General features: G+C 71.1%; 17 protein-coding genes and 3 pseudogenes. 14 read left to right on the top strand and 6 right to left on the bottom strand.

The window, feature by feature from the left end:
- The first annotated feature begins 808 nt into the window (after positions 1-808).
- Genes ACZ4Z3_RS14175 through ACZ4Z3_RS14185 form a run of 3 tightly spaced genes read left to right on the top strand, consistent with a single transcriptional unit; the run spans position 809 to position 4789 of the window.
- Positions 809-3502 (top strand): bifunctional acetate--CoA ligase family protein/GNAT family N-acetyltransferase, encoded by a 2694-nt coding sequence (locus tag ACZ4Z3_RS14175; RefSeq protein ID WP_468501201.1) that lies wholly within the window; start codon positions 809-811, stop codon positions 3500-3502.
- A gap of 15 nt (positions 3503-3517) precedes the next feature.
- Positions 3518-4252, top strand: coding sequence for a CBS domain-containing protein (locus ACZ4Z3_RS14180; RefSeq protein ID WP_468501202.1), 735 nt, complete (start codon positions 3518-3520; stop codon positions 4250-4252).
- A 27-nt stretch (positions 4253-4279) separates the two neighbouring features.
- Positions 4280-4789, top strand: coding sequence for a flavodoxin domain-containing protein (locus ACZ4Z3_RS14185; protein ID WP_468501203.1), 510 nt, complete (start codon positions 4280-4282; stop codon positions 4787-4789).
- A 103-nt stretch (positions 4790-4892) separates the two neighbouring features.
- On the opposite strand, the pseudogene ACZ4Z3_RS14190 reads toward ACZ4Z3_RS14185, so the two are convergent.
- Positions 4893-5168, bottom strand: a pseudogene (locus ACZ4Z3_RS14190) (STAS domain-containing protein); the annotation flags it as partial.
- Positions 5169-5337: 169 nt separating this feature from the next.
- Between ACZ4Z3_RS14190 and ACZ4Z3_RS14195 the strand changes: the two are divergent.
- From ACZ4Z3_RS14195 to ACZ4Z3_RS14215, 5 genes are all read left to right on the top strand, one after another.
- On the top strand, positions 5338-6243 hold the full coding sequence (locus ACZ4Z3_RS14195) for a universal stress protein (protein WP_468501204.1): 906 nt from the start codon (positions 5338-5340) through the stop codon (positions 6241-6243).
- 45 nt (positions 6244-6288) lie between these two features.
- Positions 6289-7311, top strand: a complete 1023-nt coding sequence (locus ACZ4Z3_RS14200; RefSeq protein ID WP_468501205.1) for a zinc-dependent alcohol dehydrogenase — start codon at positions 6289-6291, stop codon at positions 7309-7311.
- Positions 7312-7316: 5 nt separating this feature from the next.
- Positions 7317-8207, top strand: a complete 891-nt coding sequence (locus ACZ4Z3_RS14205) for a universal stress protein (RefSeq protein WP_468501206.1) — start codon at positions 7317-7319, stop codon at positions 8205-8207.
- A gap of 172 nt (positions 8208-8379) precedes the next feature.
- Positions 8380-10104: a sensor histidine kinase gene (locus tag ACZ4Z3_RS14210; protein WP_468501207.1), complete on the top strand. Its 1725-nt coding sequence runs from the start codon at positions 8380-8382 to the stop codon at positions 10102-10104.
- Positions 10105-10442: 338 nt separating this feature from the next.
- The gene (locus tag ACZ4Z3_RS14215) at positions 10443-10862 is read left to right on the top strand and encodes an Hsp20/alpha crystallin family protein (RefSeq protein ID WP_468501208.1); all 420 of its coding nucleotides are present in this window, start codon (positions 10443-10445) and stop codon (positions 10860-10862) included.
- Positions 10863-10947: 85 nt separating this feature from the next.
- Here ACZ4Z3_RS14215 and cydD read toward each other — a convergent pair whose 3' ends face one another.
- Genes cydD through ACZ4Z3_RS14230 form a run of 3 tightly spaced genes read right to left on the bottom strand, consistent with a single transcriptional unit; the run spans position 10948 to position 17072 of the window.
- Positions 10948-14454 (bottom strand): thiol reductant ABC exporter subunit CydD, encoded by a 3507-nt coding sequence (gene cydD, locus ACZ4Z3_RS14220; RefSeq protein ID WP_468501209.1) that lies wholly within the window; start codon positions 14452-14454, stop codon positions 10948-10950.
- A 42-nt stretch (positions 14455-14496) separates the two neighbouring features.
- Complete coding sequence (cydB, locus tag ACZ4Z3_RS14225; RefSeq protein ID WP_468501210.1) at positions 14497-15492, bottom strand: cytochrome d ubiquinol oxidase subunit II; 996 nt, start codon at positions 15490-15492, stop codon at positions 14497-14499.
- Between the two features lie 35 nt (positions 15493-15527).
- Entirely contained in the window at positions 15528-17072 is a 1545-nt protein-coding gene (locus ACZ4Z3_RS14230) for a cytochrome ubiquinol oxidase subunit I (protein WP_468501211.1), read from the bottom strand.
- 373 nt (positions 17073-17445) lie between these two features.
- Here ACZ4Z3_RS14230 and ACZ4Z3_RS14235 point away from each other — a divergent pair, with 373 nt between their 5' ends.
- From ACZ4Z3_RS14235 to ACZ4Z3_RS14245, 3 genes and pseudogenes are all read left to right on the top strand, one after another.
- Complete coding sequence (locus ACZ4Z3_RS14235; protein ID WP_468501212.1) at positions 17446-19017, top strand: oleate hydratase; 1572 nt, start codon at positions 17446-17448, stop codon at positions 19015-19017.
- Positions 19018-19370: 353 nt separating this feature from the next.
- Entirely contained in the window at positions 19371-19712 is a 342-nt protein-coding gene (locus ACZ4Z3_RS14240; RefSeq protein ID WP_468501213.1) for a hypothetical protein, read from the top strand.
- Positions 19697-19807, top strand: a pseudogene (locus tag ACZ4Z3_RS14245) (Gmad2 immunoglobulin-like domain-containing protein); the annotation flags it as partial. The gene ACZ4Z3_RS14240 and the pseudogene ACZ4Z3_RS14245, both read left to right, overlap by 16 nt.
- A 733-nt stretch (positions 19808-20540) precedes the next feature.
- Here ACZ4Z3_RS14245 and ACZ4Z3_RS14250 read toward each other — a convergent pair.
- Positions 20541-21641: an ABC transporter ATP-binding protein gene (locus tag ACZ4Z3_RS14250; RefSeq protein WP_468501214.1), complete on the bottom strand. Its 1101-nt coding sequence runs from the start codon at positions 21639-21641 to the stop codon at positions 20541-20543.
- 874 nt (positions 21642-22515) lie between these two features.
- On the opposite strand from ACZ4Z3_RS14250, the pseudogene ACZ4Z3_RS14255 reads away from it, so the two are divergent.
- The 3 genes and pseudogenes from ACZ4Z3_RS14255 to ACZ4Z3_RS14265 all read left to right on the top strand — a co-directional run.
- A pseudogene (locus ACZ4Z3_RS14255) lies at positions 22516-22578 on the top strand (hypothetical protein); the annotation flags it as partial.
- A 62-nt stretch (positions 22579-22640) separates the two neighbouring features.
- A complete protein-coding gene (locus ACZ4Z3_RS14260; protein WP_468501215.1) occupies positions 22641-22748 on the top strand; it encodes an MBL fold metallo-hydrolase RNA specificity domain-containing protein in 108 nt (35 codons plus the stop codon).
- 204 nt (positions 22749-22952) lie between these two features.
- Positions 22953-23540 (top strand): alcohol dehydrogenase catalytic domain-containing protein, encoded by a 588-nt coding sequence (locus ACZ4Z3_RS14265; protein ID WP_468501216.1) that lies wholly within the window; start codon positions 22953-22955, stop codon positions 23538-23540.
- 343 nt (positions 23541-23883) lie between these two features.
- Here ACZ4Z3_RS14265 and ACZ4Z3_RS14270 read toward each other — a convergent pair whose 3' ends face one another.
- Positions 23884-25020 (bottom strand): hypothetical protein, encoded by a 1137-nt coding sequence (locus ACZ4Z3_RS14270; protein WP_468501217.1) that lies wholly within the window; start codon positions 25018-25020, stop codon positions 23884-23886.
- Positions 25021-25201: the final 181 nt, after the last annotated feature.

Consider the following 25201-nt stretch of genomic DNA (forward strand, 5'->3'; position numbering starts at 1 on the left):
GGTCCCGTCCGAGGGACAAGGTCCCGTCCGAGGGACCGGAAGGCCCCGCCATCGCCCTGCTGGCACCTGTGGCGACGCATCTACACCTGATGGGCCGTCCGGTCGGGGGTGCTGCCGGATCGGGGACTGTCGGCCCACGGTGGAAAGGCCGTTCGGCCGCAGCGTCGGCCTGTCCTGATGCCGGATGCTGATCAGCGACCGATCCGGTGTATCCCGTGCCACCGTACCGAGCACCCGTGCGGCGGCCGTTCTCCACCGCTGTCCACCGCCGTGGGTGCTGCGCACGGCCCGGCCCGGTCACCGTCCGGCCGCTCGCCACGTCCGTCCCGACTCCCGGGCGGCCGGACGCACCATGCGTACGTGCAGGACGCTGAGGCCCCGAAACGAGCGGTGCCTGAATGATCCGTCAACCGCGCTGGCAGCAGGGATGATGGACTTGCGCTCCGTCATCCTCGCGTGTTGCCCTGCCGCGCCGCCGCAGGCTCGATGCGAGGTGCAGGCTCCTGCCATGCCTTGAGTACCGACAATCGCCGGCCCCGCGATGAGCCCGGACTCGAGCCGCAGGAAGAGAAGGCCCCCGTCGCAGGCGACCACCCTGGGGCGGGGGCCGGTGTGCACCAGCCAGTCGTGATCGGCTGGGCCGGTCACCACCGTGGCCCGATGACTGCTGGCCACGAACCTCGAACCCACGAGCGGGGCCGCCGCTTTTAGGGCCGATCGGCCCTCCAAGCCGCCCCGGAGAGCCCATGGGGTGGCCGTGCGAACCGCTGGATGCTCGAAGGGCCGAAACGCCTGGAGGAGACCCGCGATGACGGACGACGCACGCAGCGAGCCCATAGCCCATGCCCTGCTCGCGGACGGCACCACGGTGTGCATCCGCCCCGTGACAGCGGGCGATCGCGAGCAGGTGCAAGGGCTCTACGAGGAGATGTCGCCGGAGAACCTGCGACTGCGCTTCTTCGCAGCGAGCCGGCGCTCGGCCGCGTTGGCCGCGGACCGAGCCTGCGCCCCGCCCGGCCCCGGTTACCGGGCTCTACTGGCCGAGAAGCAGGGCCAGGTGATCGGCCTAGCCGAGTACGACACCGGCGGCGGCAAGGAGGAGGCCGAGATCTCCATCGCCGTCGCCGACGGACTGCACCACCGCGGCGTCGGCACTCTCCTCGTCGAGCACCTGGTCTCGGCCGCCCGCGGGGAGGGCATCACCACCTTCACGGCAGACGCACTCAGCGAGAACCGCGAGGTGCTCCAGCTCTTCGCGGACCTCGGCCTGCGTACCTCCCGCCGCTTCGACGGCCCGGAGGTCCGCTGCACGATCGAGCTCGGCGAGGACGACACCTACCTGTCTGCCGTCGAGGCCCGTGGCCGGGCCGCCAACGTGACCAGCCTGGAATCCCTGCTGCGGCCGGAAGCGATTGCCGTCGTAGGCGCCGGACGCAAGGCGGGTTCGGTGGGCAGGGCCGTCCTGCACCACCTGCACACGGGCGGCTACACCGGGCGGCTCCTCGCGGTGAACCCCGCCGCCTCCTCGATCCTCGGCGTGCCCTCATACCCGTCGGTCGCCGCCCTGCCCAGGACCCCTGACCTCGTAGTCGTCGCCGTGCCTGCCGCCGCGGTGCCGGCCACCGCCGAGGAGTGCGGCAAGGCCGGCGCAAAAGCCCTCCTCGTCCTCTCCGCAGGCCTCGACAGCACGCACACCCAGGCCCTGATGGCGGCCTGCCGCACCTACGGCATGCGGCTCGTCGGCCCCAACTGCCTCGGCGTCTCCAACACCGAGCCCGCCCTGCGCCTCGACGCCACCTTCGCCGCCGACCATCCCCGCCCGGGTACAGCGGGCGTCGCCGTGCAGTCCGGTGGGGTCGGGATCGCCCTGCTGGACGGGCTGTCCCGGCTGGGCATCGGCGTGTCGTCCTTCGCCTCACTCGGGGACAAGTACGACGTCAGCGGCAACGACATGCTCCAGTGGTGGGAGAGCGACGGCCGCACCGACCTCGCGCTGCTGCACCTGGAGTCGTTCGGCAACCCGCGCGCGTTCTCCCGCACCGCCCGGCGCGTGACCCGCCGTATGCCGGTCCTCACCGTGGACGCCGGCCGTACCGAGGCGGGCCGCCGCGCCGCCGCCTCGCACACCGCGGCCGCCGCCACCCGCACCATGACCCGCCAGGCACTGTTCACACAGGCAGGCATCACCGCCACCCAGTCGGTCGGCGAACTCCTCGAAACGGCCGCGCTGATGCACTCCCAGCCGCTGCCGACGGGCACCCGCGTCGCGATCGTCACCAATGCGGGCGGCGCGGGCGTCCTGGCCGCCGACGCCTGCTCCGAGGCCGGACTCGCCCTCCCGCCGTTCACGCCCGAGCTGATCGACGCCCTGCTCGCCGTACTCCCTGAAGGCGCGACCGTCGGCAACCCGGTCGACGCCACCGCAGCCGTCACGGAAGAACAGCTGAGGGACTCCGTGGACCTCATCATGGGGCACCCGGGCGTCGACGCCGTGCTGTTGGCCCTGGTCCCCACCGCGGTGGCCCGGGCGACCGGCGACGACCTCGTCCGTGCCCTCACGGACGCCCCCCCACACCGGGCCAAGCCCGTCATCACGGTACGGCTCGAACAGGATCTGCCGGTCAGGCTGCTGCCCGCCGTGGACGGCGGCACCATCCCGTCGTACGCCGAACCCCAGGCCGCCGCACGGGCGCTGTCCCACGCGGCCCGCCGCGCGGCCTGGCTGAGCCGTCCCGCCGGAACCGTCCCGCAGCTCGGCGAGGTCGACACGGACCGCGCCCGCGAGGTCACCGAGACCTACCTGACCGCACACCCGGACGGCGGCTGGCTCGACCCGCGCACCTGCGCCGACCTCCTCGCCTGCTACGGCATCCCCCAGCTCCCGTGGGCCTGGGCTGAGACCGAGGACGAGGCCGTCATCGCCGCCGAGCGGCTGCGTGGCCCCGACGGCCGGGTCGTGATGAAGGCACACTGGCCGGGGCTGCTCCACAAAAGCGAGCAGCACGCCGTCCATCTCGACCTCCAGGGCGACGCCCAGGTCCGTGCCGCCTTCCGGGACTTCGAGACCCGCTTCGACGGACTGCTGACCGGAGTGGTCGTCCAGCCGCTCGCATCCCGCGGCACCGAGCTGCTCGCCGGAGTCGTCCAGGATGAGGTCTTCGGCCCGCTCGTCCTGTTCGGGCTCGGCGGCACCGCGACCGACATCCTGCGCGATCACGCCGCCCGGCTTGCCCCGCTCACCGACCACGACGTGCACGACCTGATCACCTCACCGCGCTGTGCTCCGCTCCTGTTCGGGGCGCGCGGCAACGGACCGGTCGATCTCGCAGGGCTCGAACAACTGCTGCTGCGCCTGTCCCGTATGGCGGCCGACCTGCCGCAGCTCGCCGAGGCTGACTTCAACCCCGTACTCGCGAGCCCGGGCGGAGTCAGTGTGCTCGACGTGCGCGTACGCCTGCTGCCCCGCAGGTCACAGGATCCGCATCTGCGCCGACTCCGCTGAGAAAGGAAAATGGATGTGAAACACAACAAGGTCAGCTCCGTGATGACCAGAGAGGTCGTTCGCGCCGAGTACGGCACACCGTTCAAGGAGGTCGCCCGGCTGTTGGCCGACAACCGGATCAGCGGACTGCCGGTGGTCGACGCGGACCAGAAGGTCGTCGGCGTCATCTCCGAGACCGACCTGATGGTCCGGCAGGCGCAGACCCCCGACCCGTTCCAGCGGCCGAAGCGCCGCCTCCCCCTTGCCCGGCTGACACGTAGTGCCCGCAGGCAGGCGGCGAAGGCGAGGGCACGCACCGCCGGACAGCTGATGACAGGACCGCCCGTCACCGTGCACGCCGACGACACCATCGTCGAGGCCGCGCGGACCATGAGCCGGCGGCACGTGTATCGGCTGCCCGTGGTGGACGAGGAGGAGCGGCTCGTCGGCATCGTCACCCGACGCGACCTGCTCCAGGTCTTCCTGCGGCCGGACCGGGACATCCGCAAGGAGGTCATCGACGAGGTGCTGGGGCGGACGCTGTGGCTGGCGCCCCGGGGCATCGACGTCTTCGTGGTCGAGGGCGTGGTCACACTCACCGGCCACATGGAACGCAAGAGCGAGACGGAGATCGCCGTCTCCATGACACGCCGGATCGACGGCGTGGTCGCGGTTGTCGACAAGCTCACCTATCGGCTGGACGACGCGCGTCCTTCGACGGGCGAGTCCGCGCTGCAGGGCGTCGCCGACGACTGGCTGCGAAGGATCTGAGACCGACCGGAGAGGAGGCGGGCCACCATGCCCGACGTGCTGGTCGCCTACGGATCGAAGAACGGATCGACCGCGCACATCGCAGAAGCCATCGCCGCGGTCCTGCGCAAGGAAGGCCTCACGGCCGAGGCCCTACCGGCCCGGTCCGTGGAGAGCGTGACGTCGTACGACGCCGTGGTGGTCGGTGGAGGACTGTACGCCGGGCGCTGGCAGAAGGACGCCCGCCGCTTCGTCCGGCACCACCGCCGCGCCCTCGCCGAACGCCCACTGTGGTTGTTCAGCAGCGGCCCGCTCGACGCCTCGGCCTCTGAACGGGACATCCCGCCCGTGCCGGGCGTGAGGAAGGCGATGGACCGACTGGACGCCAGGGACCATGTCACCTTCGGCGGCTGCCTGGAGGAAGGCGCGAAGGGATGGGTCGCCCGGATGATCCTCCGCTCAGACAAGGGCGGGGACTTTCGTGACTTCACCGCGATCGAGGCGTGGGCGGCCCGCGTCGGCGCGGAGCTCGTGGGCGAGTCGGAAAGGAGTCGCTGAGCCAGGTCCTTGCGGCTCGCGTCGGTGGGCACTGCCCTATGAAGCCGCAGGGGTTCCCGCGCGAGCTCTCACGCCAGGGGGGACGTGAGAACTCGCAGTTGGCTCACTGCCGGTATGCCGCGACGGCGGTCGGCAGCGTGGGGAAGATCAGGTCCTCGCCGACCGACTCCGTCAGGCCGTATGCCTGCAGATCGTCCAGCAGGTCCTGCTTCACGCGGGCGAGGGCGAAGACGACGCCTTGATCGGCCAGTTCGCGGCGGAGCTCATCGACCGCGTCCAGTGCGGTGATGTCGACCTCGATGTTGGCCTCGGTGTTGAGGACGAACCAGCGGACCGGGCCGGTCTGTTCGTCGACGGCGGTCAGTGCGCGGCGGCGGAAGCGCGCATCCTCCCCATGACCCGAGTACGTGAGACATCAGGATCGCAGGTGGGGCCGTTCGGCCTTCTGCTCCGGACCCTGCGGCCTCTCCACACCGCCTTACCGGGCGGCGATGCTGACAACGGATCCCCGCCCGTAGCGCTTGAAGCGCCCGTAGGAGGTACGCACCATGTCCCGCACTGTCACCGTGGGTCTCGACGGCTCGCGCGAGAGCCTGGCCGCCGCCGAGTGGGCGGCCCGCGAGGCGAAGCTGCGCGAGCTGCCGCTGCGGCTCGTCAACGTCTGGGAGCCGGTCCCCGAGCCCATGGCGCAGGCGCCGCTCCTGGGGGCCGAGACGCAAGCGCACTGGAGCGAGCGGATTCCCCGGGAGGCGGCCGCCGGTCTCCGGCTGCGTCATCCGGGCGTCGAGATCACCGTCGAGCAGCTGATGGGCCGGGCGAGCGAGGTACTGGTGGCGGCGGCGAAGGACTCCGAGCTGCTGGTTCTCGGCTCCCGCGGGCTGAGCGGGCTCGGCGGCTTCCTGGTCGGCTCCATCGGCCAGGCCGTCGTCGCGCACGCCGAGACCCCCGTGGTCCTCGTACGGGCCTGGGAGCACGCCGCCGACGAGCACGAGATGGACCCGGCGGGAATCCCCTCCGCCGCGACCGGGTTCCGACCCGTTGTGCTCGGCCTTGACACCGACCGGCCGGACGACGCGTTGATCACCTTCGCCTTCGAGGAAGCCACCCGACGGCAGACCTCCCTGCGGGTCGTACACGGCTGGAACCTGCCGCCCCACTATGTCTCCAGCCTGCCCGCCGCTCCCGAAATCGGCGTGGAGCTGGGCCGACAGGACGCCGCCGCGCTGGCCGCGGTGCTGCACCCGTGGAAGGAGAAATTCCCCCACGTGGAAGTCGTCGAGGAGTCCCGCTCCGGCAGCCCCGCGAACCACCTGGTCGACGCCTCACGTGACGCTTCCCTGGTCGTCGTGGGCCGCCGGATCCGCCGCAGCCCCTTCGGCATCCACATCGGCTCCGTCACCCACGCCGTCCTGCACCACGCCACCGCCCCCGTCGCCGTCGTCGCGCACGACTGACCCACCCGCGAGAACCAACCCAGAGCACCGAGGAGAGCAGAGAACATGAAGGCAGCAGTCGTACGAGCGTTCGGCGAGCCCCTGGTCATCAAGGAGTGCCCCGACCCCGAGCCCGGCCCCGGTCAGGTCCGCATCCGGGTGGAGGCCTCCGGGCTGTGCCACACAGACATCCACGCCGCGCACGGCGACTGGCCGGTCAAGCCCAACCCGCCCTTCGTCCCCGGCCACGAGGGCGTCGGCCTGATCGAGGCCCTCGGCGACGGCGTCGCCCACCTGTCCGTCGGGCAGCGGGTCGCGGTGCCGTGGCTGGGCAAGGCGTGCGGGCGGTGCGAGCACTGCCTGTCCGGCTGGGAGACGCTGTGCGAGCAGCAGGTCAACACCGGCTACGGGTGCGACGGCGGGTACGCGGAGAAGATGCTCGCCTGGGCCGATTTCGCGCAGCCGGTGCCCGAGGGGATCACCGCCGTAGAGGCCGCCCCGCTGACCTGCGCGGGCGTGACCACATACAAGGCGCTCAAGGTCGCAGGCGTTCAGCCCACCCAGCTGGTGGCGATCTCCGGCGTCGGCGGGCTCGGCCACCTCGCCGTGCAGTACGCGAAGATCGCCGGCGCCACCGTCGCGGCCATCGACGTCACCGACGACAAGCTCGAACTCGCCCGGGAGCTCGGCGCCGACCTGACCATCGACGCCCGCAAGGAGAACGTGGGCGAGGTGCTTAAACGGTACGGCGGCGCGCATGCCGCGATCGCCCTCGCCGTGAACGAAGCGGCGTTCACCGCGGTCAACTCCGGGCTGCGGCGCGGTGGAAAGCTCGTCATGGTCGCCCTGCCGGCGCACGGCACGATTCAGGTCCCGATCTTCGACACCGTCCTGAACGGCACCTCGGTGATCGGCTCGATCGTCGGCACGCGGCAGGACCTCGCGGAGGTCTTCCAACTCCACGCGGCCGGACGCACCAAGGTCATCTACGAGACTCGGCCGCTCGCCTCCGTCAACGAGTCGATCGACGCGGTGCTGCGTGGCGAGATCAAGGCCCGGATCGTCTTCGATCTCGGCACGGGACGGTGAGGACGATGGGACAGACAGAGCTCCCCCTGGTTGTCGGAGTCGACGGCTCCGAGCCCAGCCTGCGGGCCGTCGACTGGGCGGCCGACGAGGCCGCCCTCCGCGGGGTGCCGCTGCGGCTCGTGCATGCCTCGCTGTGGGAGTGGTACGAGGGCGCGGCGCTGGCCGAGGACCTCGGCAAGCCATCCGAGCGAGTCCTGGCCGACAAGATCGTCGACGGCGCCGCCCGACGGGCGCACAGCTGCCAGCCGGACCTGAAAGTGTTCACCGAGGTGGTCCCGGAGGAGCCGGAGTACGCGCTGGTGCGGGAGGGCCGACGCGCCTCCGCACTGGTCGTCGGCAACCGCGGGCGCGGCGACATCGCCGAGTTCCTGCTCGGTTCCGTCAGCCTGACCGTGGCCGCCCACGCCTCCTGCCCGGTGATCGTGCTGCGCGGCCGCCACGACAGGCAGACACAGCCTGCGACCCACGGGCGCGTCCTGCTCGGCGTCGGCAAGCAGGCACACGACTCGGCGGCCGTGCGCTTCGCCTTCGAGGAAGCGGAGCGACGCGGAGCCGTCCTCGAAGCCGTACGGGCCTGGCGGTGCCCCGCGCACGAGACCACTGACCATCCCCTGCTGGCAGGCGAACCCGCCCGCCTGCACGAACAGCGAGCAGCCGAGACGCTGGAGGCCGCGCTGAACGAGGTGGCCGAGGAACACCCGTCCGTGCAACTGCACCGGCGCACCGCCGAGGGCCCCGCCCGTAAGATCCTGCTCGACGCGTCGGCCACGGCCGACCTGCTGGTCGTCGGCGCCCGACGCAACAAGGGCACCTTCGGACTCCAGCTCGGCCGCGTCTCCCACACCCTGCTGCACCACTCCGCCTGCCCGGTCGCCGTCGTACCCCACACGGCATGACCATGCGCCGGGCAGCCCGAGGCTCGGCGGCAGGCGTCGAGGAGGCATCGACCTGCGGAACCGTTGCGACCCGGCTTGATCCTGTACCGTCCCCTGCGGTGGGCCGTACCGTGGCACATGAACAGTCACGGTCGGTTGTCAGCACGGTTGATGGGGACCTGGAGGATCAGGGGTGGGAAGTTCCGAGGAGCCTCGGGAGGCCCGCGTTCGGTTGCCCCAGCTGAGGCTGGACGAGCTGCTGGAGGAGCTGCAGGCCCGCCTGGACGCGGCCCGCGGCACCCGAGACCGCGTGCACAGCCTGCTGGAGGCGGTGCTCTCGGTCGGCCGGGAGCTGGACCTCGAACAGGCGCTGCGTAGCATCGTGGAGGCCGCGGCCGTGCTGGTGGACGCCGAGTACGCCGCCCTGGGTGTAATCGGTCCGGACGGCAAGCGGCTGTCGGACTTCCTCACGGTCGGCGTCAACGACGCGCAGGTCGTAGAGATCGGCAACTACCCGGAGGGCCACGGCATCCTCGGTGAGCTCATCCGCCACCCGGAGTCGCTGCGGCTGACGAAGCTCTCCGAGCATCCCGCTTCGTACGGCTTCCCGCCCCACCACCCGCCGATGAACACCTTCCTGGGCGTTCCGATCCGGGTGCGCGACCAGGTCTTCGGCAACCTCTACCTGACCGAGAAGCGGGGCGGGGCGCAGTTCGACGAGGACGACGAGTCGGTGCTCTCCACCCTGGCCGTGGCGGCCGGTGTGGCCATCGACAACGCCCGGCTGTACGAGGAGTCCAGGCTGCGCGAGCGGTGGCTGCAGGCCAGCGCGGAGATCACACACAGGCTGATGTCCGGAAGCGAGCGCGGCGAGGTCCTCGCACTCATCGCCGAACGGGCCCGGGAGATCACCGGCGCGGCCCTGGCCGTGGTCGCGTTGCCGATGCCGGACACAGAATCGCTGACGGTGGAGTTGGCCATCGGTCAGGAGCCGGAGGCACACCGCGGACTGGTGTTGCCCATGAACGGCAGCCTGATCGGCCAGGCCTTCTCGGACGCCACTCCCGTCTCCAGCCCTGACATCTCCCAAGACGAGCGCGTTTCGACGGACCTCCAGCGTTTCACCGGCCTCGGTCCGGCCGTGGCCGTCCCCATCGGCTCGGGTGACGGGCTGCGAGGCGTCGTGCTGCTGGTCCGTGAGGCGGGCCGGAAGGTGTTCGCGGACCAGGAAACCGAACCACTGCAAGGTTTCGCGGCACAGGCCGCAGTGGCGATGGAACTGGCCGAACGCCGCAGGGACGCAGAGCAGATCGCGATGCTCGAGGACCGCGACCGGATCGCCCGGGACCTGCACGACCTGGCGATCCAGAGACTGTTCGCCACCGGCATGACACTGCAGAGCGCCGGTCGATTCATCGAGCACGCGGAGGCCTCGGAGCGCGTGGTGCGGGCGGTGGAGGACCTGGACGAGACCATCAAGATCATCAGGTCCACGATCTTCGGCCTGAGGGCGCATGACGAAGCAGCCGGACCCGGCCTGCGGGCACGGGCGGTACGCGTGGTCGGCGAGACCGCGCCGGTGCTCGGCTTCGCGCCCAGCCTGCGGATGGAGGGCCTGCTGGACACCCACGTGCCCAAGGAGATCGCCGACCATGTCGTGGCCGTCCTCTCCGAGTCCCTGACCAACATCGCCCGGCACGCGCGGGCCAACCGCGCCGAGGTGGTACTGGAGACCGACGGGCGCGAAGTGCGGATGGAGGTCTCCGACGACGGCGTGGGTATCCCGGCTGAGGGCCGGCGCAGCGGCCTGAGCAACATGGCGGAACGTGCGCAGCAGTTGGGCGGGGACCTGGAGTGGACCAGCCCGGCCACCGGCGGCACCGTCCTGCGCTGGCGGGTGCCGGTGACGGACCAGTAGCCCTCACTGCCTGAGCGTGAACCCGGCGGTCTTGCCGTCGCCGGTGTGGCGGCCTCCTCGGCTGTCGAGGCTGCGTACCGATCTCGGCGAGCGCGTGGTCCGCCGAGCCTAACTGGCCAATGACGGCGGCCGCTTCGAGTCCGCGGACCGTGACGTACCGATGAGGACACCGACCCGGCCGACGCCGGCCAGGGCCGGGGATGGCGGGTGGTGGCCCGGGTCTGGCTCGATCACATCCGAGGGGGACCACTGGTCCCGCAGTGGGGCCGATCGGCCCATGCACGTCCGGCGCCGGCGCCGGCGCATGACGCCGGGATGGCGAGGACGAGGAGGCAGTCATGAACGTCGTGATCGATCGGCTGCGGGACGAGCCGACGCCGTCCGACCTCTCCCGATGGACCGAGGGCGGTCTCCCCACCGTGGAGACGACCCCGGGTACACGAGGCATCCATGTCGAAGAACGACTGGCGGACGGGACGTTCGTACTGCTGGCCGAACTCCCGGGCATCGACCCGGACGAGGATCTCGGGATCAGCGTCTCGGACGGTGTCCTGACCGTGCGGGTCCACCACGGTGAGAAGACCACGGAGAACGCGCGTTTCAGCACATACCGCTACGGCACCGTCGTTCACGCACCCCTGCCGGCCGGGGCCAGGGACGACGCGGCTGCGGAGTACGAGAACGGTGTCCTGACGATCAGGGTCGCAGTGCCGGAGACGAGGGCGCACACGAGGACCGTACCTGTGCTCCGCCGCTGAACGCAGGCTCCTCGAGCGAAAGGCAAGAGGCGTGTAACGGGTGGCCGCACCCGTCCTCCCCTCCCGTCACACGGACACGGCCTCGTCAGGCAGACACGGCGATCGGGGAGAGGGTGGTGGCGCGCTCGCGCTCCACCGTGCGCAGCAGCGGTCCGGGCACTGTCGTCAGTTCCTCCCAGCTGCCGCGCTGGACGATGCGGCCGTGGTCGAGGACCAGGATCTCGTCGACCTGATCCAGGCCGGTGAGCCGATGGGTGATCAGCACGGTGGCGCGTCCGCGTGTGGCGGCGAGCAGGTCGGTTGTCAGGGCGTCGGCGGTGGGCAGGTCCAGGTGTTCGGTGGGCTCGTCGAGGACGAGGACGGGGAAGTCGGCGAGCAACGCGCGGGCCAGGGCGAGGCGTTGGCGCTGGCCACCGGAGAGGCGGGCGCCGTGCTCGCCGACGGGTGTGTCGAGCCCGGCGGGCAGCGCGCGCACCCAGGTGTCGAGGCGTGCCGCCGCCAGGGCCGCCCACAGCTCCTGCTCGGTGCTGTCGGGGCGGGCGAGCCGGAGGTTCTCGCGCAGGGAACTGTCGAAGACGTGGGCGTCCTGGGCGCACAGGCCGACTGCCTGTCGTACGTCGTCCCCGGACATGGTGGTCACGTCGGTGCCGGCGAGTGTGCAGTGGCCCGCTGCCGGGTCGAGGAACCTCAGCAGTACCTGGGCCAGGGTGGTCTTGCCGGAGCCGCTCGGCCCGACGACCGCGATCCGGCGCCCAGGGGTGAGGTCCAGATCGACGCCGCGCAGGGCCGGTTCGCGGCGTCCCGGCCAGACGGCGGTCAGCCCGCGCAACCGCAGGGGCAGCGGCGACGTGGGTGGTGCGGCCGGGTGCTCGGGTTCGCGCACCGGGGCAGGGGCGTCCATGACGTCGAGGACGCGCTCGGCCGCCCGGCGGCTGCGCTGCCGGACCTGGGCGGCGGCCGGAAGCCCGGCGACCGCCTCGAAGGCGGCGAGCGGCGTGAGGACCAGGACGGCCAGCAGTACGCCGTCCAGCTGACCCGCGGCCACCGCTCGTACGCCGACGGCCGCACAGGCGGTGGTCGTGAGCCCGGCGATCAGCGTGACCAGTCCCGACCCGAGGCCCGCGGTGGCGGACGAGCGCGCGGCGATCCGGGTCAGATGCCCGTCCGCCGCCCGCACGGCGGCCAGCCGGCCCGGGAGCGCTCCGGCGACGGTCAGTTCACCGATACCCGACAGCGCGTCCAGGACGGTGGTGGTCAGTACGCCCCGCGCTGGTGCCTGTCGACGTTCCGTACGGCGTGAGATGGCCGCCGTCAGCAGCGGCACGCCAACGCCGGCGAGCAGCAGGCCAGTGGCGAGGACCATCCCCGCGGCGGGCAGCAGTACGCCGAGCAGTACCGAGGCCGCCGTACCCACCAGGGCCGCGGCGGTGGCAGGGAGGCGGAAACGCAGCACATGGTCCTGAACGGAGTCGATGTCGGCGACGAAGCGTGCGAGCAGATCGCCCTTCCGGTACAGCCGCAACCCGGCGGGCGCAAGCCGTTCCAGGCGGGCGTAGACGGCTGTCCGCAGGGTGCCGAGGCCGCGCAGTACGGCATCGTGGGCCACCAGTCGCTCGGCGTAGCGCAGCACGCTGCGGCCGATGCCAAAGGCGCGTACGCAGGTGACGGCGACCATGAGGTGAAGCACCGGCGGTTGCTGCGCGGCCCGTGAGATCAGCCAGCCGGACGTTCCCATCAGCGCGACGGCGCAGGCGAGGGCGAGTGCTCCGAGGAGCGCGGCCAGGGCCAGTCGTCCTCTGGTGCGGCCGGTGACGGCCATCCCGGTCAGGCGCCGCAGCGGTCCGCCTGCGGTTCGGACCTTGGACCACCCGGCCCCGTGCCGCCCGTCAACGATCCCTTGCGTACGGTTCGCGGGCCCAGCAGGCTCGGCCAGCGGGCGACTCGGCGACGGCTGCGCGTGGTCGTCGGTGACCGGGGCGCTCAGGTGCACGCGTCGGTCGGCCAGGGCCACCAGGGCAGGGCGGTGGGCCGTGAGGATCACCGTACGGGTGGCGGACAGGCGACGGACGGCGTCGGCGACGGCGGCCTCGTTTTCGGCGTCGAGGTGGGCCGTGGGCTCGTCGAGGAGGATGAGGGGACGGTTGCTGACGAAGGCGCGTGCGAGGGCGAGGCGTTGGCGCTGGCCGGCGGAGAGGCCGGCGCCACCCTCGCCGAGGGGGAGGTCGGTGGGGAGGTCCAGGGCGTGGGCGTCGGCGAGGGCGCGCCGTACCTCGGCGTCGGTGGCTTCCGGGCGGGCGAAGCGGACGTTGTCGGCGATGGTGCCAGAGACGAGGTGCGGGTGCTGCGGCACCCAGGCGATGTGTCGGTGCCACTGCTCCGGGTCGATGTCGGCCAGGTTCCGGTTGCCGATGGTCACCGTTCCGGCGGTGGCGGAGGTGAAGCCGAGCAGAACGGACAGGACTGTGGTCTTGCCCGCTCCGGAGGGGCCGGTGAGGGCGAGCGTCTCGCCGGGCCGGATGGCCAGGGACAGGTCGTCCACGGCGGGAGCGGAGCGGCCCGGGCGGGTCACGGTGAGACCAGTGATCGTGATGAGGGCCGCGGAGAGGTCGGGGACGTCTGCGGTGCCGCGCCGCGGGAGGGGGGTCTCCAGGACGTCGAAGATCTTCCCGGCGGCCGTGAGGCCCTCGACGCTCGCGTGGTAGTGGACGCCCACGGCCCGGATCGGCGCGTACGCCTCCGGGGCGAGGACGAGTACCAGCAGACCGGTGTGCAGATCGAGCCCGCCCTCGACCAGCCGCAGACCGATGCCCACCGCGACCAGGGCCACGGACAGCGTGGACAGCAGTTCCAGGGCGAAGGACGAGACGAAGGCGATCCGCAGCGTGCGCAGCGTGGCCCGGCGGTACTCGTCCGTGATCCGCCGGATCGCCGTCGCCTGCGCCCGGGCCCGGCCGAAGATCTTCAGCGTGGGCAGGCCCGCCACCACGTCGAGGAAGTGGTGCGAGAGCCGGGACAGGGTCCGCCACTGACGGTCCATCTGGTGCTGGGTGGCGAGCCCGATCAGCACCATGAACAACGGGATCAGCGGCAGTGTCGCCGCGATGATCGCCGCCGAGAGCCAGTCGGCGGTCACGATCCGGGCCAGGACGACGACCGGGACCACCACCGACAGCGCCAACTGCGGCACGTAGCGCCCGAAATAGTCGTCCAGCGCGTCCACCCCCCGCGTGGCCAGCGTGGTCAGTTCGCCGCTGCGCTGGGTGGCCACGTAGTCCGGACCGAGCGCGGTCGCGTGCGCCAGCAGCCGCTCGCGCAGTTGCGACTTCACCGCCGCGGCGGCCCGATGGGCCGCGGTCTCGGTGAGCCAGGCGACCGCCGCCCGGCCGGCCGAAACACCGGCCAGCAGGAGCAGCGGATCGCGCAGGGACGCGAGGTCCCGCCTGTCCTGGAACGCCCCCACCACCACGTCGGCGATGGCGACGGCCTGCAGTACGAGCAGCGCGGCACCGATCGTGCCCAGAACCACGGATGCCGCGAGGAAGAGCCGGGTGGCGCGTGCATAGCGCAGCAGCCGCGGGTCCACGGGCTTCATCGGTGACCGCCTCTCAGTCTCTCGGTGGCTTTCGAGCCGGGATCAGGCGGGGATGTGCTCGACGCCGATGCGCTTGCGGAACACCCAGTACGTCCAGCCCTGGTAGAGCAGCACGAGCGGTGTCATGATCGCGGCGACCCAGGTCATGACCGTCAGCGTGTACGCCGAGGAGGAGGCGTTGGAGACGGTCAGGCTCCAGGCCGTGTTGAGGCTGGAAGGCATGACATCCGGGTACAGTGCGAGGAAGAGCATCGCGACGGCCGCGGCGACCGTCACGCCGGACAGGGTGAACGCCCAGCCCTCGCGCGCCCGCTGGTTCGCCGCGAGGGCGCCGAGCAGCGCGACCACGGCGACGGTGAGCGCCGCCAGGCTGCGCACGTTGCCGCCGTCGCTCTGGGTCCACAACAGGAAGACGAGCGCGAGACCGGCGGTGGCCGAACCCGCCCACCGGGCCGCCACCCGGGCCCGCTCACGAACGCCGCCCCGGGTCTTGAGGGACACGAACACCGCTCCGTGGAAGGTGAACAGGGCCAGCGTGACCAGGCCCCCCAGGAGCGCGTACGGGTTCAGCAGGTCCAGGACCGTGCCGACGTACTCGCCCTCGGAATCGATCTTGACGCCCCGGACGATGTTCGCGAAGGCCACGCCCCACAGGAACGCGGGCAGCAGTGATGTCCAGAACAGCGCGTGCTCCCAGATTCGCTTCCAGCGGGCGTCGTCGCGCTTGCCGCGGTACTCGAAGGCGACGACCCGCACGATGAGGCAGACCAGGATGGCCAGCAGCGGGAGGTAGAAGCCGCTGAACAGGGTGGCGTACCAGACGGGGAAGGCGGCGAAGGTCGCGCCGCCCGCGGTGAGCAGCCACACCTCGTTGCCGTCCCAGACCGGGCCGACGGTATTGATGAGCACGCGGCGCTCGGACTCGTCGCGGGCGAGCAGCCCGCTGAGGACGCCGACCCCGAAGTCGAAGCCTTCGAGGAAGAAGTAGCCGATCCAAAGGACGGCGATGAGGGCGAACCAGACGTCGTGAAGCTGCATGGCCGTGTCTCTTTCCGAAAGGACCCGGTAGGTCCTCAGTAGGCGAAGGTCATCGGGCGGTCGGTGTCCTCACCGGCGGCGGGGCCGCGCAGCGAGGGGACTTCCGGCGGTGGCTGCTCGTCGACGACTCCTGCCTTGACGTACTTGACCAGCAGCTTCACCTCGACGACGGCCAGCACCGCGTACAGGGTGGTGAACACGGTCAGCGAGGTGATCTGCTCGGCCACGGTCACCCCGGGCGAGACGGCGTCGGCGGTGGTCATGAGCCCGTAGACGGTCCAGGGCTGGCGGCCCATCTCGGTGAAGATCCAGCCGAAGGAGTTGGCGACGAGCGGGAAGCCGGCGGTGAGGAGAGGCAACTGCCAGGCCCAGCGGCCCGAGGCCGGACCCAGTTCACGGGTGGGGGTGAGCATCAGCAGCGGCACTTCCTCCTCACCGCGCTGCTTCTCCGCTGCCAGCCACCGCTTCTTCCGGGTCAGCCACAGTCCGGCGAGGCCGATCGCGAAGGACGTCATGCCGAAACCGATCATCAGGCGGAACGACCAGTAGCTGGTGGGGATGGACGGCTTGTAGTCCTGGGCCAGATCGCCGTACGCGGCCTGCTCCAGCGCCTCGACGGAGCTGATGCCGGGCACGACGGAGTCGAAATTGCCCTTGGCCAGATAGGAGAGCAGGCCGGGGATCTCGATCTCCACCGTGTTGCGGCCCTCGGAGACGTCGCCGTACGCGAACAGCGAGAACGGCGCGGAGTCCTCGCTCTCCCACAGGGCTTCGGCGGCGGCCATCTTCATCGGCTGCTGCTCGTACATCACCTTGGCGAGTGCGTCGCCGCTGACCGCCGTGCCGAGGCCCGCGATGACGACGGTGACGAGGCCGAGCCGCAGCGAGGTGCGCATCGCCGCGATCCGCCCCGGCGTACGGTCTGCGGCCCTGGCCTTCGACGTGCGACGCAGCTGATAAGCGGCGATACCGATCATGAAGGCGCCGCCGGTGAGGAAGCAGGCGGTGAGCGTGTGGAAGACAACGGTCAGGGTGGTCTTCTGGAACAGCACCGCCGCGATGTCGTTGAGCTGGGCGCGCCCGGTGGTCTCGTTGATCTCGTACCCCACCGGGTGCTGCATCCAGGAGTTGGCGGCCAGGATGAAGTACGCCGACAGGAACGTGCCCACCGCGACCAGCCAGATACTGGCCAGGTGGATCTTCCGGGGCAGTTTGTCCCAGCCGAAGATCCACAGACCGATGAAGGTGGACTCGAAGAAGAAGGCGAGCAGCGCCTCCATGGCCAGCGGAGCGCCGAAGACGTCACCGACGAACTTTGAGTAGTCGGACCAGTTCATGCCGAACTGGAACTCCTGCACGATGCCGGTGGCCACGCCCATCGCGATGTTGATCAGGAAGAGCTTGCCCCAGAACCGAGTGGCCTTGAAGTACTTGTCCTTCCCGGTGCGTACCCAGGCGGTCTGCAGTCCGGCGATCAGGAAGGCCAGGCTGATGGTGATCGGGACGAACAGGAAGTGGTAGACGGTCGTGATGCCGAACTGCCATCGCGCCACGGTCTCCTGAGCCAGCGCCAGTTCCACGGCAGGCCTCCTCGCGTACGGGCCGAGCGCCTCCGAGGGGCCGGGGGTCGGCAGGGGGACATGCGGGGCCGACCGGACAGCCCCGGCCCATGGAGGACACCTTCGGGTGTGGGGGAGTGGCCGGGACAGCACCCGACCGGGCCGCGTCATGGGGCCGAACGGCCCTCATGCCCACGCCCCGCGCTGGGCCGAACGGCTCCACCGGCTGCCCTGACCGTCAGCAGCCGGTGTCACCGCATCTATGACTGGGGCCGACCGGACCGGCCCCGGTGCCCAAAGGCCCCTGATGCCGACCGGGCCCCGCGAGAAACCGTGAGCACACCGGTTGCCGGGCCCAGGCCGGGCGGGAGAGTACCGAGAACGAGGAGCAGTGATGGCGAAGGCATATCTGGTGGGCAGCGGCATCGCGGCGCTGGCAGCGGCGGCGTTCCTGATCCGTGACGGCGGCTTCGACGAGGCGGACATCCACCTCTTCGAGGAGCAGGAGAGGGTCGGCGGCAGTCTGGACGCGGGCGGCACTCCCGAGACCGGCTACTCCATGCGAGGCGGCCGGATGTTCGAGGCCGAGTTCCGCTGCACCTACGACCTGCTGTCCGCCATCCCCTCCCTCGACGATCCGTCGGTGTCGGTCACGCAGGAGATCCTCGCCGGGCACGAGACGTTCGCCTGGGACGACATCTCACGCCTCGTCGACGGGGACGGAAAGATCGTCGACGTGACCTCGATGGGGTTCTCCGAGCGCGACCGGCTGGACCTGATGCGGTGCCTGGCCACGCCCGAGGGGCGGTTGGACGGCAAACGCATCACCGACTGCTTCACGGACCACTTCTTCACCACGAACTTCTGGTACATGTGGTGCACCACGTTCGCCTTCCAGCCGTGGCACAGCGCGATCGAGTTCCGCCGCTACCTCAAGCGGTTCATTCATCTGTTCCCCGAGTTCGCCACCATGTCGGGGATCCACCGCACTCGCTACAACCAGTACGACTCCATCGTCCGCCCCCTGCGGGCCTGGCTGGCCGAGCGGGGCGTGACCATCCATACCGGCTGCCGGGTACGAGACCTCGTGTTCGCGCCGGGGCCGCGTACGACGGTCGAGCGGATCCTGCTGTTCCGAGACGGGCACGACGTCGCGATCCAGGTCGCCCCCGAGGACCTCGTCCTGGTCACCAACGGCTCGATGACGGACGCCTCCTGCCCCGGCTCCCACACCGAGGCACCCGACCCCCGCGGCGCACGCCGCTCCGACGCCTGGCTGCTGTGGCACCGCCTGTCCCGAGGCAGGGACGACTTCGGCGACCCCGACGTCTTCGACAAGAACATCCCGGAATCCAGGTGGGAGTCCTTCACGGTCACCGCCCAGGACCCGGCGTTTCTCGACGCGATCGAGAAGTTCAGCGGGCGAGAGACGGGCAGGGCCGGGCTGATGACCTTCACCGCCTCCAACTGGCTGCTCACGATTGTTGTCAACCGCCAGCCCGTCTACCGGGACCAGCCCGAGGGCGTGTCGGTGTGGTGGGGCTATGGGCTCTTCCCCGACCGGCCCGGCAACCACGCAGGCAAGCCGATGACCGAGTGCTCCGGTCGCGAGATCCTCGAAGAGGTACTCCACCACCTGCACTTCGACGAGGAAATGACGCAACGTGTCCTGGCGGGCTCGACCGTCGTACCGTGCCTGATGCCCTACATCACCAGCCAGTTCCTGGTCCGCCGACACGGGGACCGACCCCGGGTGGTGCCCCGGGGGTCGGTGAATCTCGCGTTCATCGGGCAGTTCGCCGAGGTGCCGGACGACGTGGTGTTCACCGTCGAGTACTCCGTGCGCACCGCGTGGACGGCGGTCGCCGAACTGCTCGGCCTCGACCGGCGGCCGCCCGAGGTCTACAAGGGGCACCACGACCCGCACGTGCTGAAAGAGGCATTGGAGACCATGCACCGCCACTAGGGCCTGTCGTTTGGATCATGCCTGGGTCGCGGGGCTTGGCATGATCCAAACGACAGACCCTAGATGGATCGGGCCGTTCCTCGGTGCCGTCCCGGGCCGGAGCTGACGGGGGTAGCCACGGGCGCGTCCACGGGTGGCAGCCACGGCCGCGTCTGTTGGTGCGGTCGGCCGCCTGCCTGATGCGGCCTCATATGCCGCCGAACGGCCCGGAATGAGTACAGAAGGCCCAGCTACGTGGGCCCGTACGGCACTTGGGGCGGCTCCGCCGGAGGCGTTGGCTGGAAGGTGTGGAGGAGGCTGCCATGAACACCGAACTTCCCACCAGGTGAACGCACCACCGGCTGAGCCGGCCGATGGTGCTGGCCACGGCTGTCGAACTGGTCTCGTCCCTGGCGACGGCATGCGGCAGCGACACCGGCTCCCCGGGCACGTCCGCCGGAGGCGACCGGCTGAGCACACCGAGCGCCGGGGGCACCACCGGAAAGACGACCGGGAACGAGAGCGCCACCCCCGGTCAGGGCGCGTCCGCCACGCCCACCACCTCCGGTAGCCCGACCGAGCCCGATACACCGGCGCCGCCGGTGACGTCCGGCGGCGTATCCAAGGTGCGTACGTCGGTGTACTTCCTGCACGGGGAGAAGGTCTCGCCCGCCCCGAGGACCTGGTACCGCTCTTCCTCGTGGAGTCGCCTCTGATCGGCGACAGCATCCGCACCCCGGTCCGGGTCTGGGGCAGCGCCAACACGTTCGAGGCGACGCTCAAGCTGAAGATCACCGACGTCACTGGGCGCACCGCGGCCGACGTCTACGTCACAGCCACCTCCGGTACCGGGACCCGCGGCACGTTTCGACGTGACGATCCCCTACAAGGCGGCCCGCTCGGGCGTCGGCACGCTCACGGCGTACTGGGAGTCACCGGACGACGGCCGGGCGGTGATCGAGGACACGGTGCCACTGACCGTCCGCCGGTGACGGCGGGCCACCGGGTGTGGTGCGCCTGGTCGGCAAGGCGGCTTTGCGTCGACGGCCGCTCAGGTATCCGTCGGCCAGGGGAGAGACGAGGCGACTGCGGAGTACAAGGAAGGAGTCCCGATCACCACGGTCCTGGCGCAGGAGGCGAAAGAGCGCACCAGGACCATCCCTGTGCGGCACATCTGAGCGCCATCGCGCGCTAAGCCGCACCACAGGTGCACCGTCGGAGGCAGGACCGGCCGCGCACTTCGCCTCTCTGCCGGGTGGATCGAACTCAATGGTGAGCAGCTCAATGGGCGGTGGGGCCCCGCAGGCATGTCCACCACTGGCCGGGCTGCCGACCAGAGCCGCGGTGTCACGCGCCGGCCTTGGCGGGCGTCGAGACTGTTCCCGTTCCTGTCGAGCACGGCGGTCATGCTCCTGTCGGTCCTGTTCCCCTCGGTCCGCCCCTGAGGCTTCTCAACGCAGCCTTTGCGCGGGCGGGCGCGGGATCACCACGGGCCGCCCGGGCCTGGCAGGGGGCGTCCGGCCCCACCGGTGGGCAGTGGTGCCTCAGCTCCCGTCGGCCGGCAGCCGCAGTTCTGTCCGGGCCGAGAAGAGGTGGACGGCCTCCGGACGGACGGCGACGCGCAGCTGCTCCCCCTTGCCGTGAACCGGCCGTCCGGGGAGACGGACTACCACCGGGACGGCTTCCTGCCCGGCCTTGGCGGTCGCGTGGACGTAGGCGACGGCACCGGTGTCCTCGACCGCGTCGGCCACGAGATCCAGTGCCGGAGTCTCCAGGTCCTCGGGCGAGAGGATCTCGAACTGCTCGGGCCGCACACCCAGCAGGATCTCCGTGGCGTCCTCCTCGCGGGCGGTTCGCGGCACGGGCACGATCAGGCCGCCCAGCTCGGTACCGTCCGTGGTGAGGGGTAGGCGGAAGAGGTTCATCGCGGGCGAGCCGAGGAAACCGCCCACGAAGGCGTTGGCGGGGCGCTGGAAGACCTCCTTCGGCGTCCCCACCTGCTGGAGCACGCCGTCCTTCATCACCGCCACGCGGTCGCCCATGGTCAGGGCCTCCACCTGGTCGTGGGTGACGTACACCGTCGTCGTGCCGAGCCGCCGTTGCAGCGAGGCGATCTGTGTCCGGGTCTGTACGCGCAGCTTGGCGTCCAGGTTGGACAGCGGCTCGTCCATGAGGAACACCTGTGGCTCGCGGACGATGGCCCGCCCCATCGCAACCCTCTGGCGCTGGCCGCCGGAGAGCGACTTGGGCTTGCGGCCCAGGTAGTCGCCGAGGCCGAGGACGCCGGCCGCCTCCGTGACACGGCGATGGATGTCGTCCTTGTGCTTCTTGGCGATCTTCAGGGCGAAGCCCATGTTGTCCGCCGTCGTCATGTGCGGGTAGAGAGCGTAGTTCTGGAACACCATCGCGATGTCACGGTCCTTGGGCGGCAGGTGGGTCACGTCCCGGTCGCCGATGCGGATGGCTCCGGAGTCGACGTCCTCCAGCCCGGCGAGCATGCGCAACGCTGTGGACTTCCCGCAGCCGGAGGGCCCCACCAGCACCATGAACTCGCCGTCGGCGATCTCCAGATCAAACGCGTCGACGGCCGGGTGGTCCATCCCCGGGAATCTCCGTGTGGCCTTGTCGAAGATGACGGTCGCCATGATCTCTCCCCTCCCCGATGCTCCCTTTGCATGCCCAGACTGCGCCCGGGCGCAGGGCGGTGACAGGTCCTCCAGGTCCTTGCCACAAGGCCGAGCGCCCCCGCAGCAAAGACCGCGCGGACCCGTAGCGGGGCCTTTGGACCCATGGCATGGCGGCTGCCGTGTCCCCGCAGGCTGGAGGCGCGATCAGGGGAGGGAGGGGACGCAGCCCTGAGCCGTTCCCCCCACACCGTGGGCAGGTCGGACCAGGCCGTGCCGGTCCGCGCAAGGGCCGTTCATGGCTTCTGTTTCGGACCGGACGGCTCATGCGCCGTCAGCTGTACCGGAGTTGGCTGGAAGTAAGGAGAAGGACGCCGACACGAAGGGGGAGTGAGGGCAGTGGGTACGAGTCTCACGCCGGAGTTCTGGGAGCGGTTTGCGGTTCTGCTGGTCACGGCGACAGCCGTGACGATGGTTCTCACTGCGAGCCTTGATGCGCTCGCCGTCCGCCTGCTGCGCCGTCGTGCGCACAGGCCGCCGTCGACCTGCGCACCGCACCGACCTGAGCCGACCGACCGACACACGTCAGTCCACAGCTGAGGGGTCCGGCACCGCAGGCGCAGTGGCGCACGACGTGATCGACAAGGCGAGGGCATGGCAGGGCGGGGAGGACCCATCTGCATCTCGCGGATCACGATGGTGCGGTGCGCGCCCAGAACGCTTTGCCGCGTCCCCCTCAACTCCTTCCCACCGCTTCTGCCACGAAGCCGCCAGAGCGCGTCCCGCACCACCTGCGGCGCCTGCTGCCCGACCGCGCAACGCCGTCGTCGTAGTGGGCTTCGCGGCACAGGGCACCCGCGCCCGTGACCTGGTCGACGGTGCCAAGGCGCTGAAGATGTTCGGCGAGTACGTCCCGGTGCGCGCCACTGTCGCCGACGTACCGCACTTCTCGGCCCACGCCGACGCCGCTCAGATCATCGACTGGCTGCGCGCGCCGAGGCCCCGCAGGCGACGTACCTGGTGCACGGAGAGCCCGACGCGGCCGAGGCGCTGCGCGACCGCATCGACCGGCCTTTGGGCTGGACCGCCGTCGTGCCGCGTTCCGGGGAGCGGGTCCTCGTCCGGTGAGGGGGCGTGCCCGTCAGTCGGACAAGCATGGTGCCGATCGGACCAGACGCCCGGACTCGCGCAAGGGCCGTCTCATACCTCGGTTCGGACCGGTCGGCTCATGCACCCGGATCTGTGTCGGAGTTGGGAAAGGGCTGGTCAGGTGGTGATCGGGATACCCGCCTGAGGAGTCGGAGATCAGCGACCCTGTGGCCGTACGGCTCGATGAAGCCCGAGGACGGGCCCACCCGGGTGGGGCACGAGTTCATAGGTGTCGTCGAGGACACCGGCTCGGAGGTGACCACCGTCCGCCGCGGCGACCCGGTCGTCGCCCCGTTCGCGATCTCCGACGACACCTGCGCCTTCTGCCGTGAGGGCCCGCACACCTCCAGCGCCCACCCCCAGGCCGACTTCTGGGACGGCGAGGCGGGCGAGGGCGGCCACGCCGAGGCCGTGCGCGTCCCGCTCGCCGACGGCACCCTCGTCAAGCTGCCCCTCGCCCCCGACTCCGCGCTCGTCCCGTCCCTGCTGACGCTCTCCGACGTCCTCGGCACCGGCCACCACGAGGTCGTCGCGGGCGGCGTCAACGAGCGCACCCGCGTCACCGTGGTCGGCGACGGCGCCGTCGGCCTGCTGCCGGTGCTGTCGGCCAAGCGGCTCGGCGCCGAGCAGATCATCCTCATGGGCCGCCACCGGGCACGCACCGACCTCGGCCGGGAGTTCGGTGCCACCGACATCGTCTCCGCCCGCGGTGAGGAAGGCATCGCGCGGGCGGGAGTTGACTGGTGGGCACGGCACGCACGTCGCCCTTGAGTGCGTCGGCAATCTGCCCGCCCACGAGCAGGCCATCGGCGGAGTCCGCCCCCGGCGGAGTCATCAGCCGGGTCGGCGTGCCCCAGTACGAGGAGGCGCCCATCGGTTTCGGCAGCCATTTCCGCCACAACATCCGTCTGACCGGGGGCCCCGCCGACGGCGTACCCGGCCGACTACCAGGCCATGGCCGACCGCGTGAGCCTGAAGGTCCTGATCAGCGGCTGACTCCGGGAACCGTCGGGAAAGGGTGCGGGCCCCTCCGCCCCCTCCGCTTCCCGTCGACAGCCGAGGCCCGCCGACAGCCGAGACCCGCCGGTCGTTGCGGCTCGCGCTTCGGTTCGCCTCAGAGGAGGAGGCGTTCGGTGTAGGCCTCGGTCGGTGGGTAGGGGCTGGGGCTCGTCATGCCGACCGACCAGAAGCCGGTGGTGCCCGGGACGCGCGCCACGTCATTGAGGTACGGCGCCGTCGCCGCGCCGGCCGGGCCCCGGACGACGGCCCAGGCGTCGCCGTCCCGGCGCAGGTACGTACTGCTGCTCTGGTCACGGAAGTTCCAGCCCGAGATCCACGCGGCGCGGCCCCGCGCGTCGCCGGCGATCCCGCTCAACGATCCGAGGGTGAAGCCCGCCTCCAGCCGGGTCCAGGCCTTGCCGTCCCAGTGGGCCAGGGCGGGGTTGCCCGGTCGTCCCGGTGGTCCGCCGACACCCGCCTCGGTGCCCACCGCCCACACGTCGTCCGGTCCCGCCGCGTGGACGTCGGCGATGCCCAGGCGCAGGCCCGCGATGGCGGGCAGGACCGTCCATGCTCCGTCCCACCGGGCCACGAGGCCGGACCAGCCCCCGCCGTTCGACTGATCACCGCTCACCCAGACCTCGCCCGGCCGGCGCACGACGACCCGGTAGAGGTTGGCACTCTCGACGGGCAGCGGGTCCAGCCAACGCCAGCGTCCCCCCTTCCCGGTCAGCAGCCGGAGGGCGCCGCCCCGGGTGCCGCAGACCCACACCTGCCGATCCGGGCCGACCGCCACCGAGGTGAACCGGACGTCCGGCTCGCCCCGGCCGGGGAACGCGGCTTCGCGCAAGGTGGTTCCGTCCCAGCGCAGCAGGGGGCTGCCGTTCCCGGTCGGCTCGCCCACGCACCAGGCCGAGGTCCTGCCGACACCGGAGGCGTCCCACAACCGCCTGAGGGCGAGATGGGACAGGTCGGTCTTCGTCCAGGCGGTGCCGTTCCACACCATGGCCAGCCCCCGCTGCCCGTCCGGTCCGGAGAGGTTCTCCTCACCCACGGCCCACGCCAGCCGGGGCCCGGCGACGGCGATACGGCGCAGCTGCGCGGCGGGAGTGCTGCCAGGGGCCGGTACGGCCTGCCAGCCCTCGGCGGGGGGCGGCACCACGGCGGCCCGCCGGGCTGGGGCCGGGGACGAGCCGAGGGTGAGCCCTCCGAGAGTGCCGACCGTCCCCGCCACGAATCGCCTTCGTCTCACTGCTGGATCCCTCCGAGCCGGTCGGACGCACAGGAGGCACCACCGTGGAGCAACGGCCCCGCGATTGATAGCCATCCGCATGACAAAGCGGGCGATCCGGCGGGCCGTACCGGGCAAGGCCGTAGGGGGCGAGCCCAGCGCCCTTGACGACCGCTCAGTCGGCCGGCGGGGCGACCCGGGG

The organism is Streptomyces sp. NPDC030296, from assembly GCF_055572815.1.

Bases quoted from the DNA above. Each gene is read 5' to 3' on its own strand.
- ACZ4Z3_RS14175 (WP_468501201.1), top strand. From the start codon at position 809: ATGACGGACGACGCACGCAGCGAGCCCATAGCCCATGCCCTGCTCGCG.
- ACZ4Z3_RS14185 (WP_468501203.1), top strand. From the start codon at position 4,280: ATGCCCGACGTGCTGGTCGCCTACGGATCGAAGAACGGATCGACCGCG.
- ACZ4Z3_RS14195 (WP_468501204.1), top strand. From the start codon at position 5,338: ATGTCCCGCACTGTCACCGTGGGTCTCGACGGCTCGCGCGAGAGCCTG.
- ACZ4Z3_RS14200 (WP_468501205.1), top strand. From the start codon at position 6,289: ATGAAGGCAGCAGTCGTACGAGCGTTCGGCGAGCCCCTGGTCATCAAG.
- ACZ4Z3_RS14205 (WP_468501206.1), top strand. From the start codon at position 7,317: ATGGGACAGACAGAGCTCCCCCTGGTTGTCGGAGTCGACGGCTCCGAG.
- ACZ4Z3_RS14215 (WP_468501208.1), top strand. From the start codon at position 10,443: ATGAACGTCGTGATCGATCGGCTGCGGGACGAGCCGACGCCGTCCGAC.
- cydD (WP_468501209.1), bottom strand. From the start codon at position 14,454: ATGAAGCCCGTGGACCCGCGGCTGCTGCGCTATGCACGCGCCACCCGG.
- cydB (WP_468501210.1), bottom strand. From the start codon at position 15,492: ATGCAGCTTCACGACGTCTGGTTCGCCCTCATCGCCGTCCTTTGGATC.
- ACZ4Z3_RS14235 (WP_468501212.1), top strand. From the start codon at position 17,446: ATGGCGAAGGCATATCTGGTGGGCAGCGGCATCGCGGCGCTGGCAGCG.
- ACZ4Z3_RS14240 (WP_468501213.1), top strand. From the start codon at position 19,371: ATGGTGCTGGCCACGGCTGTCGAACTGGTCTCGTCCCTGGCGACGGCA.
- ACZ4Z3_RS14250 (WP_468501214.1), bottom strand. From the start codon at position 21,641: ATGGCGACCGTCATCTTCGACAAGGCCACACGGAGATTCCCGGGGATG.
- ACZ4Z3_RS14265 (WP_468501216.1), top strand. From the start codon at position 22,953: ATGAAGCCCGAGGACGGGCCCACCCGGGTGGGGCACGAGTTCATAGGT.